At 61.3% G+C, this 16015-nt stretch carries 15 protein-coding genes; 9 read left to right on the forward strand and 6 right to left on the reverse strand.

Features of this window, described 5'->3' with window-relative positions; all coding sequences use genetic code 11:
- Positions 1-32 precede the first annotated feature (32 nt).
- Together LB532_RS24170 and LB532_RS24175 are read left to right on the forward strand one after the other, a co-directional pair.
- The gene (locus LB532_RS24170; RefSeq protein ID WP_181169405.1) at positions 33-356 is read left to right on the forward strand and encodes an NAD(P) transhydrogenase subunit alpha; all 324 of its coding nucleotides are present in this window, start codon (positions 33-35) and stop codon (positions 354-356) included.
- Positions 353-1738: an NAD(P)(+) transhydrogenase (Re/Si-specific) subunit beta gene (locus tag LB532_RS24175; RefSeq protein WP_140640850.1), complete on the forward strand. Its 1386-nt coding sequence runs from the start codon at positions 353-355 to the stop codon at positions 1736-1738. The genes LB532_RS24170 and LB532_RS24175 overlap by 4 nt, the downstream gene beginning before the upstream one ends.
- A 90-nt stretch (positions 1739-1828) precedes the next feature.
- Here LB532_RS24175 and LB532_RS24180 read toward each other — a convergent pair whose 3' ends face one another.
- Together LB532_RS24180 and LB532_RS24185 are read right to left on the reverse strand one after the other, a co-directional pair.
- The gene (locus LB532_RS24180) at positions 1829-2677 is read right to left on the reverse strand and encodes a MerR family transcriptional regulator (RefSeq protein WP_140640853.1); all 849 of its coding nucleotides are present in this window, start codon (positions 2675-2677) and stop codon (positions 1829-1831) included.
- A gap of 140 nt (positions 2678-2817) precedes the next feature.
- On the reverse strand, positions 2818-3291 hold the full coding sequence (locus LB532_RS24185) for an Lrp/AsnC family transcriptional regulator (RefSeq protein WP_140640855.1): 474 nt from the start codon (positions 3289-3291) through the stop codon (positions 2818-2820).
- A gap of 124 nt (positions 3292-3415) precedes the next feature.
- Here LB532_RS24185 and LB532_RS24190 point away from each other — a divergent pair, with 124 nt between their 5' ends.
- On the forward strand, positions 3416-4609 hold the full coding sequence (locus tag LB532_RS24190) for a diaminopropionate ammonia-lyase (protein WP_140641029.1): 1194 nt from the start codon (positions 3416-3418) through the stop codon (positions 4607-4609).
- Here LB532_RS24190 and LB532_RS24195 read toward each other — a convergent pair.
- From LB532_RS24195 to LB532_RS24210, 4 genes are all read right to left on the reverse strand, one after another.
- Positions 4606-5376, reverse strand: a complete 771-nt coding sequence (locus LB532_RS24195) for a GntR family transcriptional regulator (protein ID WP_140640857.1) — start codon at positions 5374-5376, stop codon at positions 4606-4608. The two genes, LB532_RS24190 and LB532_RS24195, sit on opposite strands and share 4 nt — an antisense overlap.
- 130 nt (positions 5377-5506) lie before the next feature.
- A complete protein-coding gene (locus tag LB532_RS24200) occupies positions 5507-6727 on the reverse strand; it encodes a xanthine dehydrogenase family Fe-S subunit (RefSeq protein WP_140640859.1) in 1221 nt (406 codons plus the stop codon).
- Complete coding sequence (locus LB532_RS24205) at positions 6727-7563, reverse strand: FAD binding domain-containing protein (protein ID WP_140640861.1); 837 nt, start codon at positions 7561-7563, stop codon at positions 6727-6729. Before LB532_RS24205 ends, LB532_RS24200 begins: the two co-directional genes overlap by 1 nt.
- On the reverse strand, positions 7560-9911 hold the full coding sequence (locus LB532_RS24210) for a xanthine dehydrogenase family protein molybdopterin-binding subunit (RefSeq protein WP_140640863.1): 2352 nt from the start codon (positions 9909-9911) through the stop codon (positions 7560-7562). The genes LB532_RS24205 and LB532_RS24210 overlap by 4 nt, the downstream gene beginning before the upstream one ends.
- A 446-nt stretch (positions 9912-10357) precedes the next feature.
- On the opposite strand from LB532_RS24210, the gene LB532_RS24215 reads away from it, so the two are divergent.
- From LB532_RS24215 to LB532_RS24240, 6 genes are all read left to right on the forward strand, one after another.
- Complete coding sequence (locus tag LB532_RS24215) at positions 10358-11335, forward strand: acetamidase/formamidase family protein (RefSeq protein WP_140641031.1); 978 nt, start codon at positions 10358-10360, stop codon at positions 11333-11335.
- Between the two features lie 40 nt (positions 11336-11375).
- Entirely contained in the window at positions 11376-12593 is a 1218-nt protein-coding gene (locus LB532_RS24220; protein ID WP_140640865.1) for a transporter substrate-binding protein, read from the forward strand.
- Between the two features lie 72 nt (positions 12594-12665).
- Complete coding sequence (locus LB532_RS24225) at positions 12666-13532, forward strand: branched-chain amino acid ABC transporter permease (protein ID WP_140640867.1); 867 nt, start codon at positions 12666-12668, stop codon at positions 13530-13532.
- A gap of 32 nt (positions 13533-13564) precedes the next feature.
- Positions 13565-14569 carry a branched-chain amino acid ABC transporter permease gene (locus tag LB532_RS24230; protein WP_224557296.1) on the forward strand — a complete coding sequence of 335 codons (1005 nt, stop codon included), beginning with the start codon at positions 13565-13567 and terminating at the stop codon, positions 14567-14569.
- A 1-nt stretch (position 14570) separates the two neighbouring features.
- The gene (locus tag LB532_RS24235; protein WP_140640869.1) at positions 14571-15284 is read left to right on the forward strand and encodes an ATP-binding cassette domain-containing protein; all 714 of its coding nucleotides are present in this window, start codon (positions 14571-14573) and stop codon (positions 15282-15284) included.
- A complete protein-coding gene (locus LB532_RS24240; RefSeq protein ID WP_224557331.1) occupies positions 15284-15973 on the forward strand; it encodes an ABC transporter ATP-binding protein in 690 nt (229 codons plus the stop codon). Before LB532_RS24235 ends, LB532_RS24240 begins: the two co-directional genes overlap by 1 nt.
- Positions 15974-16015 lie beyond the last annotated feature (42 nt).

The raw sequence follows: 16015 nt of genomic DNA on the forward strand, positions 1-16015 counted from the left end.
CCGGGCCGTCGCGCCAAACCTTGGAGACCGTCGTGACCTCGACCTCAGTGATTCAGCTCTTTGTGTTTATGCTCGCCGGCTTCGTCGGCTTCCAGACCATCAGCCGCATCCCGCCATTGCTGCATACGCCGCTGATGGCTGCCACCAACGCCATCTCTGGCATTTCGCTTGTTGCCTCCATCGTGCTGGCGGGCTCCGGCCAGGGTCTGATCGGAAGCTTGCTCGGCGCAGTCGCCGTGGGGGGTGCCATGGCCAATGTCGTCGGCGGCTTCCTGATCACCGACCGTATGCTCGCGATGTTCAAGTCCTCGCCGGCAGCCAAAAGGGGAGGGCGCAACGGCGCCAATGACCAATGACTGATACCCTTATCCAGATCGCATATCTCGCGGCGGCAACGCTGTTTATCCTCGCCCTGCGCGCCCTTGGTCATCCCGACACGGCGCGTCGCGGCATGCGCATGGCTGCCTTCGGCATGCTGGTCGCCATCTGCGCGACACTGTTCCAGCAGCGTATCGTCACCTTTGAATGGATTGCCATAGGCGCGGTCGTCGGGGCGGCGGTGGGCTACCCGCTTGGAATGTGGGTGCCCATGACCGCGATGCCGCAGCGTATTGCCTTCAGCCACGCCTTCGGCGCCTTGGCGGCGACCCTGGTTGGTATTGGTGAATATATTCACGGCCTGCATGGAGCGGGCCTGACAGCGGCCAAGATGACGGCAATCGGTTTTGAGGTCCTGTTCGGCTCGCTGACGGTTACCGGCAGTTTGATGGCCTTCGGTAAGCTCCAGGAACTGCTGCCGGGCAGGCCGATCACCTTTGCCGGCCAGAACGTGTTCAACATCTCGCTCTTCCTCGCGGGCGTGATCTGTCTTGGTTGGGTGATTTACGATCCCTACAACGTCAATGCCTTCATCGCCATCGGCGCCATAGGCTTGGCCGTCGGCATCTTGATGGTCGTGCCCATCGGTGGCGCCGACATGCCTGTCGTGGTCTCGTTGTTGAACTCCTATGCCGGCCTGGCAGCTGTCGCCACGGGTTTTGCGATCGACAACAACATCCTGATCGTTGTCGGCGCGCTTGACGGGGCGAGCGGCTTCATTTTGTCGATCGCCATGAGCAAGGCGATGAACCGCTCTTTCACCAATGTCCTGTTTGGCGCCTTCGGCGCGGCCGACAGTGGGGGTGCTGCCCATACCGCAGCTTCCGGTGAGATGTCGCCCATCAATGCTGAGGACGCAGCCCTGCGGCTGGCGTTTGCCCAGCGCGTCATCATTGTGCCCGGCTACGGACTGGCCGTCGCCCAAGCCCAGCACCAAGCGCGCGAGCTCGTCGACCTGATGGAAAAGCGCGGTGTCGATGTGCGCTTTGCCATCCACCCGGTCGCGGGACGCATGCCCGGCCACATGAATGTGCTTTTGGCAGAAGCGGGGGTCTCCTACGACAAGCTGGTCGACATGGAAGACATCAATCAGCGCTTCGCCGACGCCGACGTGGCGCTTGTGGTGGGAGCCAACGACGTGGTTAACCCGGCGGCGCGCACAAATCGCGCCTCGCCGATCTATGGGATGCCGATCCTGAACGTGGTTGACGCCAAAAGTGTCATCGTGCTCAAGCGCGGCAAAGGCACCGGCTTCTCGGGTGTCGACAATGACCTTTTCGTGTCGCCCAAGACGTCGATGCTGTTTGGCGACGCAAAGCAGTCGCTGGCAAAGCTCGGCGCCGAGGTCAAGCTCGCCTAGGGCTGATCCAACCAGGAGGGGCGGTTTGCCGTGCTCATGAAACGGTGAAACGCCCTCCCCGGATACAGTCGTTCGCAGCGACGGCTGCGATCAGTAGGTGGGTGGCGTGTTCACCCACAGCACCTTGGTGACCTGATCGGTAGAATTGCCATATTTGTGCGGGCGATGGCTGGCAAAGGTCATCGCGTCACCGGTGTCCAGCGCATAATCCTCGGTTTCGTCCAATGTGAGATCGAGTCTGCCTTCCAGCACAAACAGGAACTCTTCCCCTGGGTGCTTGTAGCTCTCGCCGCTATGGCTGCCCGGCTCCAGGATGAAAAGCAGGGATTCGAGCGAGCTCTCAGCGCGGAAAAGCTGCTGGATTTCGATGCCATCGAGATTGATGTCCAGCGGGCGCCTTTCACCTTCCTTCACAATCAGCTTGTTGGGCTCGAACGCCCCGCCCAGGAGCGCAACCGTGTTGGTGTCGAGCGCATTGGCAAGCTTCAGCAAGGCGGCGAAAGAAGGGTTGGCGACCGAGCGCTCGACCGCGCTGATATAAGAGGGGCTGAGACCGGTCGTCGTCCCGAGTTGCCTGAGACTGACCCTCTGTTTCTGGCGCAGGGTCTGGAGCTTGAACCCGAGCAGCGCGGGTGGCGCGGTGACCGAATTGCCCTGGCCCGAGCCGGGCTCGGCCAGCGCATGTTTGATGCCGGCCAGGTTTACCCCCGAATTCGACAGGTCCCGGATACGGCGCATGCGTTGAAACTGCTCCACCGGATAGATCCGGTAGCCCGACTTGGTGCGCGAGGGCGCAATCAACCCATGCTTGTCCCATTGCCGGACTTTGCTTGCCGAGACGCCGAGCATCTCGGCAACCTCACCAATATAGAAGCCGCCGACCTCGGAAGCCGTGGGCGCCGGTACGACCTTTTCAGATCGTGACATGTGTCTGTTCATTCAATCAATCCTGCAAAGGACGGATGGCTCTGCGGCTGCGGGCATGGGAGGGGCGACAACACATGCCTGAAGACGCGATTCCTGCAGTGACCAGTGTCACAAATTAGCATTAATTTTGCGCCGAACCAGTGCCGAGGCGGCTAGGCTGCGGGGAGCGGCACCGACAGCCCCACCTTGACCCGTTCCATGGCCACCAGCGTGCGAAAGCGCTTGACGTTGTGGTTCTCGAAAAACAACCGCCGCGTCAGGGCCTCATATTCCGCCATAGAGGCGACCGTCACAATGAGGATGAAATCGGCATCGCCCGTCACATAGTAACATTGCTGTACCCGAGGATCGGCAGCAAAGCTGCGCTTGGCGGCATCGAGCAGGTCGAGCCGCTCGCTCTCGATATTGACCTCGACAACCACCGTGATCGGCAGCCCGACATGGGCCGGATCTGCCACCGCATAGTTGCCGACAATGGCGCCTTCCTCTTGCATGCGGCGCACGCGACGATGGACGGCCGCGGCTGAGAGGTTGACCCTTTCGCCGATAATTCGTTGCGGCGTCGTATTGTCCCTTTGGAGAATATCAAGGATGGCGACGTCGAAGTTATCCAGCTTTTGCGGCATCGATTTTCTTTTTTGCAGAATTGAGATGATTTTTGCAAAGAAATTTCGCTGAGGGAAAGAAATCAGGCGAAATCTCTATCGCAAATAGAAACATAATATCGCCAGATAATCAATGGAGATCGGCGTGCTGTTACTTAATTCCCATTTCGATTATAAAGCGCCTTTGGACGCAGTTGACGCCGAAACCCTGAGCGCCGATGCCGTAAAAATGGTCCAGCGCTACCTCGAGCACCGCTCAAATCATAAGCCCACCGATCTCGTCAGCCTGGCTGGCCTGGCAAGCGAGGTCGGCATTGCCTCAATTCACGTCAAGGACGAGAGCACGCGTCTGGGGATGGGCAGTTTCAAGGCGCTCGGTGGCTCATATGCGGTAATCCGCCTGGTGCTGGAGGCCGCCTATCGCAGGCTCGGTCTGCCCGTCGACGTCAGCGAGCTGCAGTCGCCGGCGGTGCGCAAGACTGCCGAAGGCATGATCTTCGGCTGCGCCACGGATGGAAATCACGGCAAATCGGTGGCATCGGGCGCACGGCTGGTGGGGGCCAAGGCCGCGATCTTCGTCCATTCCGGCGTCAGCGACGAACGGGTGGCGGCGATCGCCGAATACGGCGCGCAGATCATTCGCGTCAACGGCACCTATGACGATTCCGTGGCAGTGGCTGAACGGACGTGCCGCGAGAGCGGCTGGACCGTGGTGTCGGACACCTCCTGGCCTGGCTATGAGCGCATTCCTGGGCTCGTCATGCAAGGCTATACCGCAATGCTGGGCGAGGCATTGCGCCAGCTGCCCGAATGGCCAACGCATGTGTTCATGCAGGCAGGGGTCGGCGGCCTGGCCGCGGCCGTTGCAGGCTATTTTGACATTGTCATGGGACCGAAGCGGCCGAAATTCGTCGTGGTCGAGCCCGACCTCGCGGCCTGCCTCTATCAAAGCGCCGTCAATGGCTCGCCCGTGAAGATCGATCATGGCCAGGCGACAATCATGGCGATGCTTGAATGCTACGAACCCTCACTGGTGGCCTGGCGCATCCTGAGCCGCAAGGCTGATGCCTTCATGACGGTCAGCGACGATGACGCAGCCAATGCCATGCGGCGGCTGGCAAAGCCAGCCTCCGGCGATCGCGCAATCGTTGCTGGCGAGAGCGGCGGGGCGGGGCTCGCGGGCCTGCTGCGCGTGATGACCAATGCGCAGGACCGCAAGGCGCTCGGGCTTGACGAGAACGCCCGCGTGTTTGTCATCAACACCGAGGGCGCGACCGACCAGGGTCGTTACCAGGCCATCGTCGGGCGCGAGCCGCGCCAGGTCCTGGAGGCGGCCTAGCCCTTGGTCCGCGAAGCCTTCTTGATGCGCGATTTCTCCAACAGGTCGATGCGCATCGCGAAACATTCGCGTTGATAATGGATGTTCGCCACATAGATGGCGACGTCCTTGTCGTCGACGAGGATCAGCCGACAATCAGCGGTCGGTTCGCCAAGGCCGATCTTGAGAAGCTCCGCCGTCTCAGGATCGGCCACGCCAATCGTCAACGTCTGATAGGCATGGGCGATGGTGATGTCTTCCATCTCCACCATTTCTGGCAAGGCGGCATGATGGGTGAAGCGCCTGTTGTCCCTGTCGAATATATCCTGAGCCAGGTGCAGGTTCACAACCGAGAAGGGCTCGCCATCATTATACTGGACGCTGCGCAGGAACGCGTAGCCGTCGGCAAGCTTGCCTTCACCTTGCTGCAGATCGGGCGGCGAGGCCCTGTTCTCGACATGGACGCGCTTGGGCACATTCTTGCGGATCGAGGCGATCATCATGTCGAAATCGGTGGCGAGATTAAGCCAGCGATTGCGCTTGGGTTTGCCCGACACGAAGGTTCCGCGACCTTGCTGGGCATCGAGAAGACCCTCGCCGCGCAAGAGGTCGATCGCCTGGCGGATGGTCACGCGGGCGACCGAGAACTCCTGTTCCAGGACTTCGATGGTTGAGATCTTCTCGCCTTCAACCCAATGGCCAGTTTCGATACGCTGCCGCATAACGGAAGCCACCTGGACATAGAGCGGTATGCGGCTCCGATCGTAGTTCGAGCTGATTCTATTCATGGTCCCTACTTATGACAGATAAGCTGACTTCGCCAGCCGGTTCTTCTGTCAATCGTTGGAATCATGGTCTTTGCGTGTCAAACAGGTCGCACGCGCTATCTGATCTTGTACTATCTCGCGCGAGACCGCCCTAACCTTGGCCGGGCTTGCTTCGCTTGCCAAACAGCGCTGAGAAGATGCCCTTGATGCGTCCCAGGATCACAGAGGACATCAGCGAGCCCGCATCGAACTCCGTGGCGACGGCGACCTCTGCGCCTTTGCCGGAAAGCTTGGCCTCCAGATTCTTCACGAAGGCCTCGATGATGCGATTGGCGACGTCCTGCACGAGCCCCGACCGGCCAAACTGTGCCAACATGCCCGTGAGCGTGTAGCCGATGGTGACATCGACCTTTGTCTCGCCAACATTGGCGCCTTGCTTGACCGCGTAGCCGATGAGGCCGCGGGTCGCCGAGTTGCTGCGCTGATCGCGGCCGGCGCCGGAGATTTGGCCGGTGCGCGAAGCCTCGTCACGCGTGACGCCGGCGACGCCCTGGAACTCGGCACTGATGGGCCCAACTTTGACTTTAATGCGCCCCTCGACATGCCCGTCGACCGGCTCGCCGGTGAGGGAGGCACCGGGCAGACAGGACGCAACCTCGCCGATGCGCCCAAAGAAATTCCAGACCGCTTCCGGGGGGTGGGAGACAACAAAACCCTGGCCAAAAGACATTTGCGGCTTCCAGTCCGCATCAAGCTTGGTGTCGGCCTTATTGCCGGCAGAAGGGACGGCGGCCTTCGCCGCTTGCGGCCTGAGCTTCGCCTCGCCGCCTAGCGCGGCCGGCGCGTGGCCCGAACCCGCGGGACCGAGCACGGTCCTGTAGCCGCCCGGCACCGCCCCGACGCGACGCGCACGGCGGGCTTCGATCACGCCCGCAATCGCCCGCACGATCCCGACATAGCCGGTGCAGCGGCAAAGATTGCCACTCATCAGGACCCGGATCTCGTGTTCGGAAGGAGCCTCCATGCGCAGCACCACGTCGCGCGCCGAGACCATCATTCCAGGCGTGCAATAGCCGCATTGCAGGCCATGTTCCTTGGAGAAGGCGGCCCTGAGCTCTTTTGCGATCTCGTCGTCGTCGAGCCCTTCGATGGTCGTGACTTCGGCGTGGTCGCATGCGACCGCAAAGGTGATGCAAGAACGTGTCGGCACACCGTCCACGAGAAGGGTACAGGCCCCGCATACGCCATGCTCGCAACCAATATGGGTGCCGGTGAAATTGTGGGTCTCACGCAAAAAGTCTGCGAGATGCGTGCGCGGCTCCGCCGAGGCGGTGGTCGCCTTGCCATTGACGGTGAGATTGATCAAGGTCATCAGGGCCTCGCCTGTTCGATTGCACGCCGCAACGCGACAACATGCGATCGCCGCTCGATTTCGTCGCTCATGCCGCTCTCTTGCGCCATCTTGGCGGTAGCCTCTCGATCGAAGCCATCGATGAGATTCTTGGCTGTGCCGTCGCCGATCAGGTGCCGTGCGTCGGGCACGACAAATGGCCGGCTCTCGGTGGCACCGATGACGGCGCGGCTTAGCTTGCGCTGTGGATCGAGGAGGAAGGCGCCGATGGCGTGGGCGAACTCGCCGGTCTTGCGGCAGCTCTTGTAGTAGCCCCATCTGGCGCCCGGGCTGAGCTTGGGGATCGTCACCGACACCAGCATCTCGCCGTGACGAAGGTCGGCCTCCAGCGCGCCGAGCATATAGTCCTCGACGGCCAGAACGCGGCTGCCCTGCGGCCCTTGCAGGGTCACTTTCGCACCGAGTGCCGACAAGATCGAAATCCAATCGGCGGAGGGATCGGCGTGGGTGATGCTGCCGCCGATGGTGCCTCGGTTGCGCACCGCGCGGTAGGCGATACCGCGCGCCACGCTAGGCATGGCGCCACGGGTAACGTCGGGCACGCGGCAGTCTTCGAAATCCGCATGCGTCACGCAGGCGCCGACGACAATGCTGTCGCTCTCCTCACGCACGGAACGCAGGGCGCCTATGCCCGTGATGTCGACGATCAGGTCGGGCTGAACCAGGCGCATGTTGAGCATCGGGCCGAGCGACTGGCTGCCGGCCATCAACTTGGCGCTGCGGGTGTCGTCCACCAGCAGTGCGATTGCGGCAGAGATTTCCGCCGGGCGCGCATAATCGAAGTTTACCGCTTTCACGCTGCTTTGCTCCGCCCATTGTCCTTGCCGTCGCCCGCGATCGCCTCCAGCACGCGGCGCGGCGTCATCGGCGAGTGCAGCAATTCGACCCCAAAACCCTTCAAGGCGTCGTTGATCGCGTTACCGATTGCAGCCGGCGGTGCAATCGCCCCGCCTTCGCCGATCCCCTTGACGCCAAACTCGGTGTAGGGCGCGGCAGTCTCCATGTGGTCCAACCTCGGCGCCGGCACTTCAGTCGGCCCCGGCAGGAGATAATCCGCGAAGGTCGAGGCAAGCGGCTGGCCGGAGGCATCGAAATTCATCTCTTCGTAAAGGGCGGTGCCGATGCCCTGCGCCAGGCCGCCATAGATCTGCCCGTCGACCACCATCGGATTGATGAGCTTGCCGCCATCCTCGACGATCACGTAGTCGAGGATCTCGATATTGCCCATCTCGGGGTCGACCGCGACCACGACCGCGTGCGCCGCGTAGCTGAAGGTGCCGGAATCGCGCGCCGGCTTGTAGCCGATGGTTGTCTCCAGGCCACGCGGGTCGACATTGGCGGGCAGGTCCTGCGGGCGGCGATACCAGGTGTGCGCGATCTCGGCCATGGTGACGCTGCCATTCGGCCCGTGCACGACACCCTCCCTGAGATAGACGTCCTCGACCTTTGCCTGCAAAAGATGGGCGCCGATCCCCCTGGCCAGCCTTGCGATCTCCTTGGCCGCGGTGGCCACCGCGCCGCCGGACATGACGGCGCTGCGTGAGCCCCAGCTGCCGGTCGAATATGGCGTGTATTCGGTGTCGCCATGGACGAGCTTGATCTTCGATATGTCGATGCCGAGGAACTCGTGGGCGATCTGGGGCATGGTGGTCTCCATGCTCTGGCCGTGCGAATGGGCTCCGATACGCAGTTCCAGCCCACCGTCGGGCGTCATGCGCGCAGTTGCCTGCTCGTGGCCAGGCACCATCGGGATGCCCCAGCCCGCATAGACCGACGTGCCATGCGCGCCCTGCTCGCAATAGATGGAGTGGCCAACACCGACCAGCCTGCCGTCGGCCTCGCCCCGACGCTGGCGTTCGCGCACCTTGTCGACGTCGATTGCAGCAATTGCCCGCCTCAGGGCCTCGGGATAATCGCCACTGTCGAAATGCTTCTTGGTGATATTGTCGAACGGCATCTGCTCGGGCCGCACGAGGTTCTTCAGCCGCACCTCATGAGGCTCCAGGCCGGCCGCGCGTGCGACCGCGTCCATGATGAGCTCGATCGCATAGCACACGCCCGTGCGGGCCACACCGCGATAGGGCAGGATGGGACACTTGTTCGTCGCAACCGAGTACGTGCGACAGCGATAGGATGGAAAATCATAAGGGCCAGGCAAGATCGAGGCGACTTGAGCGGCCTCCAGGCAGGCCGAGAAAGGATAGGAGGAGTAAGCGCCCGAATCGACCGAGGCGACGCATTCGACACCGCGTAATTTGCCGTCGAGATCGGCATAGGCGGTGATCTGGTAATGATGCTCCCGGCAATTGGCGCCGGCAGTCAGGCTTTCGCGACGGTCTTCGAGCCACCGCACAGGATGTCCGCACCGCATGGCGTACCAGCCAAGGCACACATCTTCCGGCAACAGAATGCCCTTGTAGCCGAAACCGCCGCCAACGTCAGGAGAGACGATCCTGATCTGATGCTGCCCAAGGCCGAGGCACTCGGCCATGCCGTTGCGCACGATGTGGGGCATCTGGCTGCCCGTGTAGAGCACCAGCTGGTCCATGCGGTTGTCCCAATAGGCGATAGTGCCTCGGCCCTCCATCGGCGCCATGCTTTGACGCGCCGTCGAGATCTCGCGCACCACCTTGATGGGCGCATCGAGGGCTGCCTCCATGTTGACGTCGACAAAGGTCTCCAGAAAGACGTTGTCGCCCCAATGCTCGTGCAAAAGCGCCGATCCGGGCTCGCGCGCCTTCAGCATGTCGTGGACGGCCGGCAATTCCTCCAGCTTGATATCGACCATGGCCGCGACATCCTCGGCGGTGGCCCTTGTCTCGCCCACACACATTGCCAGCAACTCGCCAACCTGGCGAACCTTGTCGAAGGCAAGAATGGGCTGCTCAGAAGCCTTGAAGCCGGCGAGACCCGAAATCGCCACGATGGGCTTGACGCCCTTGAGGTCTTCGGGGAGCACGACGCGCCCACGGATATCGCCGGGGACAGTGGCGCCGCGCACCCTGGCATGGGCTAGCGGTGAGCGCACAAAGGCAACATCCATCATGCCGGGGAGCCGGATGTCGCCAACGAACTGGCCGCGGCCGCGCAGATAGCGGTCGTCTTCCTTGCGCAATAGCGAGGCGCCGACGCCTTGTGCCTTCATGTCTTTCTCCACCTTGGTGACCGAGCGACTCTCGCATCTCTCCCAAGGTGCGCATCGGCCTGAACGTCAGAAATTCATACTATCATTAGTATGATAGAAAATCAACGCGGTGCGGAAGCGTTTTGCAAGCCTTTTGATGTGTGATAAGGTTAGAGAAGTTTCATACAGAAGCGTGCCGCAATCTGCAAGGCTCAACATCGGGAGTCGCCGCTCGTGGTTGATTCTCAGCGAAACGGCGCATTTGCAGGCATCGGGAGGAATTTGGTGGCGCTCGGCGGCGCCTGGAAGGATCCACTGCGTAGCTGCTCTCGTCGATCATTCGTTAGCCAGGCTTGACAGTGTGCAATAAGGTTCTATTATACCAATCATAGGATGTTTACGCGACTGGGGACGCCGCTCGCGAGAGCCGATGTGCCTTGGCAGCCAAAGTGGCAGGATGCATTTCAATGGTTCGTTATTACCTCCCGGCCAGCACCAAGACCGTGCAGTGGGGCGTCTGGGACGCCCGCATCCCGCCGGTCATGCACATCAAGTCGGGCGATAGCGTCACCATAGACACATTGTCGGGCGAGCCCGAGGACCTGCCCGCGGACGCCAGCTTCAATGTGCTCGACGATCACCGGATCGTGCTGGCCGCGGGCCTGCGTGGTCCTGGGCCGCACATGCTGAGCGGTCCGATCGCTGTCGAAGGCGCTGAGCCTGGCGATGTGCTGGAGGTGCGCATCGACGAGATTGAGCTGCGCCAGGATTGGGGCTGGAACCTGCAAAAGCCGCTGCATGGAACCTTGCCAGACGAGTTTGCCGAAGAGCGCAGGCTGCATCTGCCGATCGATATCGCCGCGGGCACCGTCACCTTGCCGTGGGGGCGGAGCATGACGTGTCGCCCCTTCTTCGGCAATATTGGGGTCGCCCCGCCAAAGAGCTTCGGGCGGCTGTCTTCCGTCGAGCCGCGCATGTTCGGCGGCAACATCGACAACAAGGAGTTTGTTGCCGGCACCACGATTCTGTTCCCGGTATTCGTGCCGGGCGCGCATTTTTCCGTGGGTGACGGGCATGCCCTGCAGGGCGATGGCGAAGTCTGCCTGACCGCGGTCGAGACGGCGCTCAGGGGCACTTTCACCATCAGGGTGCAGAAGAACAGGTCACGGGCTTTGCCAGTGGCCATCACCGAGACATCGCTGATCTCAATGGGGTTCCATCCAAGCCTGGACAACGCCGCCGAGATCGCGCTCCGCGAGATGATTTCGCTCATTGTCGAGCTATCGGGTTTGTCCCGCCAGGACGCTTACACCCTATGTTCGATAGCGGCGGATCTTCGGATCACGCAAACTGTAGATCGAGAAAAGGGCGTGCACTGCGTGATCGCGCGCCAGGACCTGCCGAAGTTCGGGGAGGAGATAAAGACTCTGTCCTCGTTCGTCTGAATAGCCAGCAAATCTGAATGGGAGGAGAAATATGGTTACGATGAGACGCCGCACATTCCTGAAGGGGACCGCCGGTTTGCTTGCGGCACCCTATATCGTTCGCAACGCCTTTGCGGGCGATACGATCAAGGTCGCGTCTATCCACGATGCCAGCGGCGTGCTGGACATCCTTGGCAAGCCGATGGCGCAGATGGTCAAGATGGCCGTCGACGAGATCAACCAGGCAGGCGGCCTTTTGGGCAAGCAGCTGGAGCTGGTGAGCTACGACACCCAGTCCAACAACCAGCTCTACGGCCAATATGCCACCGAGGCTGCAACACGCGACCAGGTGGCGGCAGTGTTCGGCGCCGTCACCTCGGCATCGCGCGAGATCATTCGCCCGATCCTGCGCCGTTATAAGACGCTGTTCTTCTACAGCACCCAGTATGAGGGTGGCGTTTGCGACCGCAACATCTTCTGCTTGGGCACCACGCCAGGCCAAAAGACCGTGAAGATCGTTCCCTACGCGATGAAGAAGTTCGGCAAGCGCGTCTACACCGTCGCTGCCGACTACAATTTCGGCCACATCGTCAGCAAGTGGCACGAGAAGGTCGCAAAGGACAATGGCGGCACTTTTGAAGGCGTGGAATTCTTCCCGCTGGAACAGACCGACTTCGGCGCCACCTTGAAGAAGATCCAGAGCATCAAGCCGGACCTGGTGATGGCCGATCTCGTCGGCAGCAACCATATCGGCTTTTTCCGCCAGTGGGCCGCCGCCGGCATGTCGGGGCGCATCGGCCTGGCGTCGACCATCTTCGGCACGGGTAACGAGCAGCTCTTCACCAACCCGGCCGAGCACAACGGCATCCTCACCAGCGCCTGCTACTTCCCCGAGATCGACTCTGCGCAAAACAAGACCTTCGTGGCCAACGCCGCCAAGGCCACGGGCAGCGATCGCTCGCCGATCAACGAGCTGCCCGCCATGAGCTACTATGCGCCGAAATTGTGGGCCGAGGCGGTCAAGAAGGCCAACAGCGTCGACCGCGACGCCGTCATTGCTGCGCTCCAAGGCAATCTGGCGTATGCTGGCCCCGGTGGCTCCGTGACGGTCGACGGCAAATGCCACCACGTGTCGCATGATATCTATATCGCTGAGGCTCACGATCACGGCTTCAACATCCTTGAGCGGTTCGAGAACCTGCCGCCATCGGACACGGCCGCTGTTTGCGACCTCGTCGCCAACCCGAACGACACCAAGCAGTACGTTCTGGGCGAGTAAGGTCTGGTTCGCGCCTGCCGTGCTGTTTGGTTGCCGGCAGGCGCGTCCAGTTTGACGCGGTAAGGGAACGCAATGGATTACACTTTCATCCTGATCATCCAGGCTTTGTCATCGGTGGCGATGCTCGTCCTGCTCTCCATCGGTCTCGCCATCATGTTCGGCATGATGAAGGTCATCAATTTTGCGCATGGCGAGTTTCTCATGATTGGCGCCTACACGTCCGTCATGTCCGTCAATGCCGGCCTCAACTTCTGGATCGCCACCTTCTTCGTGGCGCCCTTGTCGGTGGCGTTGGTCGGCTTTGTCGTGGAGCGGCTGATCATCCGTCACCTCTATGGCAGATTGATCGAGACCATGCTCGCCACCTGGGGGCTGAGCCTGTTTCTCATCGGCGCCGTCACATTGGTGTTCGGCAATACCGTTACCGGCATCTCGGCACCGCTTGGCGCCGTAGAGATCGGCTCCTATTCGACCAGCGCCTATGAACTGCTCCTGATCGTGCTTGCGCTATTTTTGCTTGCTGCCTGCGCGATCTTCCTGAAAGGCACCAAGGCTGGCCTGGTGGCGCGCGCCGCCATGCAGAATTCCGACATAACGGCCGTTCTCGGACATGAGCCGGCCAAGATCTATTGTGCGACCTTCGTCGTGGGCTCGGCAATCACGGGGCTGGCTGGCGGGCTGATTGCGCCACTGACAGGCGTCTCGCCAAGCATGGGGCTCGCCTTTGTCGCGAAAGCCTTCATCACCGTCATCTGCGCCGGTCCCGCCGTGATCACGGGCACCGGACTTGTGGCCTCCACCTTCGGCAGCATCAACACCGCCGTTACCTTCCTGTCGACGCCGGTCTTTGGCGAAGTCGCCCTGCTGCTCTCGGCGATCGTGCTGTTGCGCGTCATGCCGCGCGGCTTCACGGCCAAGTTCTTCAGGGGGAGCCTATGACCAGCTCCGCCATAACTGAACGGATCCCCGACGTGTCTGCGAAAGCCTCTTCATCCGACGGTATCATCATGGTTGCGACGCTGCTTGCAGCGATCGTGGTGGCCGTCGTCTTCCCGATGTTTGCCCAGCTCTACACCGTCATCAACGCGACCATCTTCATCAGCCTCTGCATCCTGTCGCTCAGCCTCGGCCTGGTCTGGGGCTATGGCGGGATCTTCTGTCTCGGACAGGCGGTGTTCTTCGGACTGGGCGGTTACGCTTACGCCATTGCCTCGCTCAATGCAGGCGAGACCACGATTGGCGTGGCGGCCGCAATTCTGGTGCCGATGTTCTTCGCCGCCCTGGTTGGAAACTTCATCTTCTGGGGCAGGATCGGAGACGTCTATGTCGGCGTTATAACGCTCACCATCACCCTCATCTTCAGCCAGTTGCTGAACGGCTCGGCCGGGGATGCCTACACGATCGGTTCGGTGCCGTTGGGCGGCTTCAACGGTATACCGATGACGCCGCAGCTCAACATGCCCGGCGACCCGTCCAACACGCTCTCGACCGAAGTGATCTTTGGCGTCGCGATCATCGCGCTCGCTTTGGCCTACGTGCTGTGCCGCGCCTACCTCGCCTCGGCGACGGGCAAGACCATGGTGGCGATCAGGGAAAACGAGACGCGGGTGGAGTTGCTTGGCTATGACACGCGTGTCGTCAAGCTCATCACCTTCGTTATCGGCGCCGGGCTTGCCGGCCTCGCCGGGATGCTGTTTGCCAATTCGCTCACCGTCACGCCCAACATGTTCAGCCTTTCCATCACAGCCCAGATCGTCATCTGGGTGCTGATCGGCGGTCGCGGAACATTGCTTGGCCCGCTTGTCGGCTGCGTCCTGATCCAGGTCCTGACAACGGCTTTGGGAACGAGCGGGTTCATCAATCCTGAAGTGATCCTCGGCGGCGTCCTGATCATCTTCGTCATGTTCGTGCCAAGCGGCTTGGCGCCCGCCTTGCGCAGCCTGTTGCTGCGCCTGACCGGAAACAGGGAGGGCTGAGATGTCGATGATTGAGGTAACCGGGCTCGGAATGCGCTTTGGTGGCGTGGTCGCGCTGGATTCCGTCAGCTTTGCCATCGGCACCAACCAGCACTGCTGCGTCATCGGTCCGAACGGGGCTGGCAAGAGCACCTTCTTCAAATGCCTGACGGGGCAGTTGAAACCTTCGGACGGCGATGTGCGCTTCAAGGGTCGCTCGATCCGGGGCCTGCATCCGCATCAGATCGCCAAGATGGGCATTGGCATCAAGACCCAGGTTCCAAACGTCTTTGACGGTCTGACGGCGGCCGAAAACATCCAGATCGCCCTGCGACGGGTCTGCTCGGGTGCGCGGCTTTCCTCGCGACTCGACGAGATTTTGGAGACCATGCATGTCGCAGAGATCCGCAACAAGATGGTTGGCAAACTGGCGCATGGCCATCGCCAGCTCGTCGAGCTCGGCATGGTGGTCGCGCAGGACCCGGACCTGATCCTGCTGGACGAGCCTGCCGCTGGCATGACCAAAGCCGAATCGACGCGCCTTGCCGGGCTCATCAAGGAGCTTGCCAAGAAGCACGCCGTTATCGTTGTCGAGCACGATATGCATTTCGTGCGCCTGATCGGGGGCAGGGTGACGGTCTTCAACCGCGGCGAGGTGCTGATGGATGACCATGTCGACCTCGTGCTCAGCGATCAGCGCGTGAAAAATGTCTATCTCGGAAAGCAGGCCGCGTGATGTCAGTCCTATCGATCAAAGCGCTCCGCTCAGGATATGGCGATATCGCCGTCATCAACAGGGTCGATCTCGAATTGCGCGACAACGAGTTCCTGGGCGTGTTCGGTCACAATGGCATGGGCAAGTCTACGCTCATGAAGACGATCGCCGGCCTGGTGCGCGCGACGGCCGGCCACATTCTGCTCGATGGCGAAGAGATCACCGGTAAGACGGTCGCCAAACGTGCAAAGGCTGGTCTCGGCTACGTCCCGCAGGGCAGGCAGATCTATCCCAACCTCAGCGGCGAAGAGAATCTCAAGGTCGCCCAGCTGGGCGCCGGTTCAGGCAGCGTGAGCATCGAAGCCGTCGTGACGCTCTTGCCGCGCATTGGTCCGCTGCTCAAACGCCTTGGCGGCGTCATGTCGGGCGGCGAGCAGCAGATCCTTGCCCTCGGTCGCTGCCTCATTGCCTCGCCCCGCATCATTTTGCTGGACGAGCCGACCGAAGGTATTCAGCCGTCTATCCGTGAAGAGATGGTAGAAACCCTCAAGCACATAAGATCTCAAACGACCATATCAATCATCCTGGTCGAGCAGAATATCGAGTTCCTGAAGTCGCTTTCGGATCGCATCGTTGTGCTCCAGAAAGGGACAATCGTGTCTGAAGTCGTTGACGTGTCAGGTGCCGAGCTTGAAAGCATCGATTTGTAGATTTGATTTTATGACTCGTAAATTGCGATGAATCATCATAAA

Origin of the sequence: Mesorhizobium sp. ESP-6-2, from assembly GCF_020164675.1 — a bacterium.
Classification (GTDB): Bacteria; Pseudomonadota; Alphaproteobacteria; order Rhizobiales; family Rhizobiaceae; genus Mesorhizobium.

Excerpts from the sequence above, each read along its gene's own strand:
- LB532_RS24175 (WP_140640850.1), top strand. The coding sequence starts at position 353 with ATGACTGATACCCTTATCCAGATCGCATATCTCGCGGCGGCAACGCTG.
- LB532_RS24180 (WP_140640853.1), bottom strand. The coding sequence starts at position 2,677 with ATGAACAGACACATGTCACGATCTGAAAAGGTCGTACCGGCGCCCACG.
- LB532_RS24185 (WP_140640855.1), bottom strand. The coding sequence starts at position 3,291 with ATGCCGCAAAAGCTGGATAACTTCGACGTCGCCATCCTTGATATTCTC.
- LB532_RS24195 (WP_140640857.1), bottom strand. The coding sequence starts at position 5,376 with ATGAATAGAATCAGCTCGAACTACGATCGGAGCCGCATACCGCTCTAT.
- LB532_RS24200 (WP_140640859.1), bottom strand. The coding sequence starts at position 6,727 with ATGACCTTGATCAATCTCACCGTCAATGGCAAGGCGACCACCGCCTCG.
- LB532_RS24210 (WP_140640863.1), bottom strand. The coding sequence starts at position 9,911 with ATGAAGGCACAAGGCGTCGGCGCCTCGCTATTGCGCAAGGAAGACGAC.
- LB532_RS24215 (WP_140641031.1), top strand. The coding sequence starts at position 10,358 with ATGGTTCGTTATTACCTCCCGGCCAGCACCAAGACCGTGCAGTGGGGC.
- LB532_RS24220 (WP_140640865.1), top strand. The coding sequence starts at position 11,376 with ATGAGACGCCGCACATTCCTGAAGGGGACCGCCGGTTTGCTTGCGGCA.
- LB532_RS24225 (WP_140640867.1), top strand. The coding sequence starts at position 12,666 with ATGGATTACACTTTCATCCTGATCATCCAGGCTTTGTCATCGGTGGCG.
- LB532_RS24235 (WP_140640869.1), top strand. The coding sequence starts at position 14,571 with ATGTCGATGATTGAGGTAACCGGGCTCGGAATGCGCTTTGGTGGCGTG.
- LB532_RS24240 (WP_224557331.1), top strand. The coding sequence starts at position 15,284 with ATGTCAGTCCTATCGATCAAAGCGCTCCGCTCAGGATATGGCGATATC.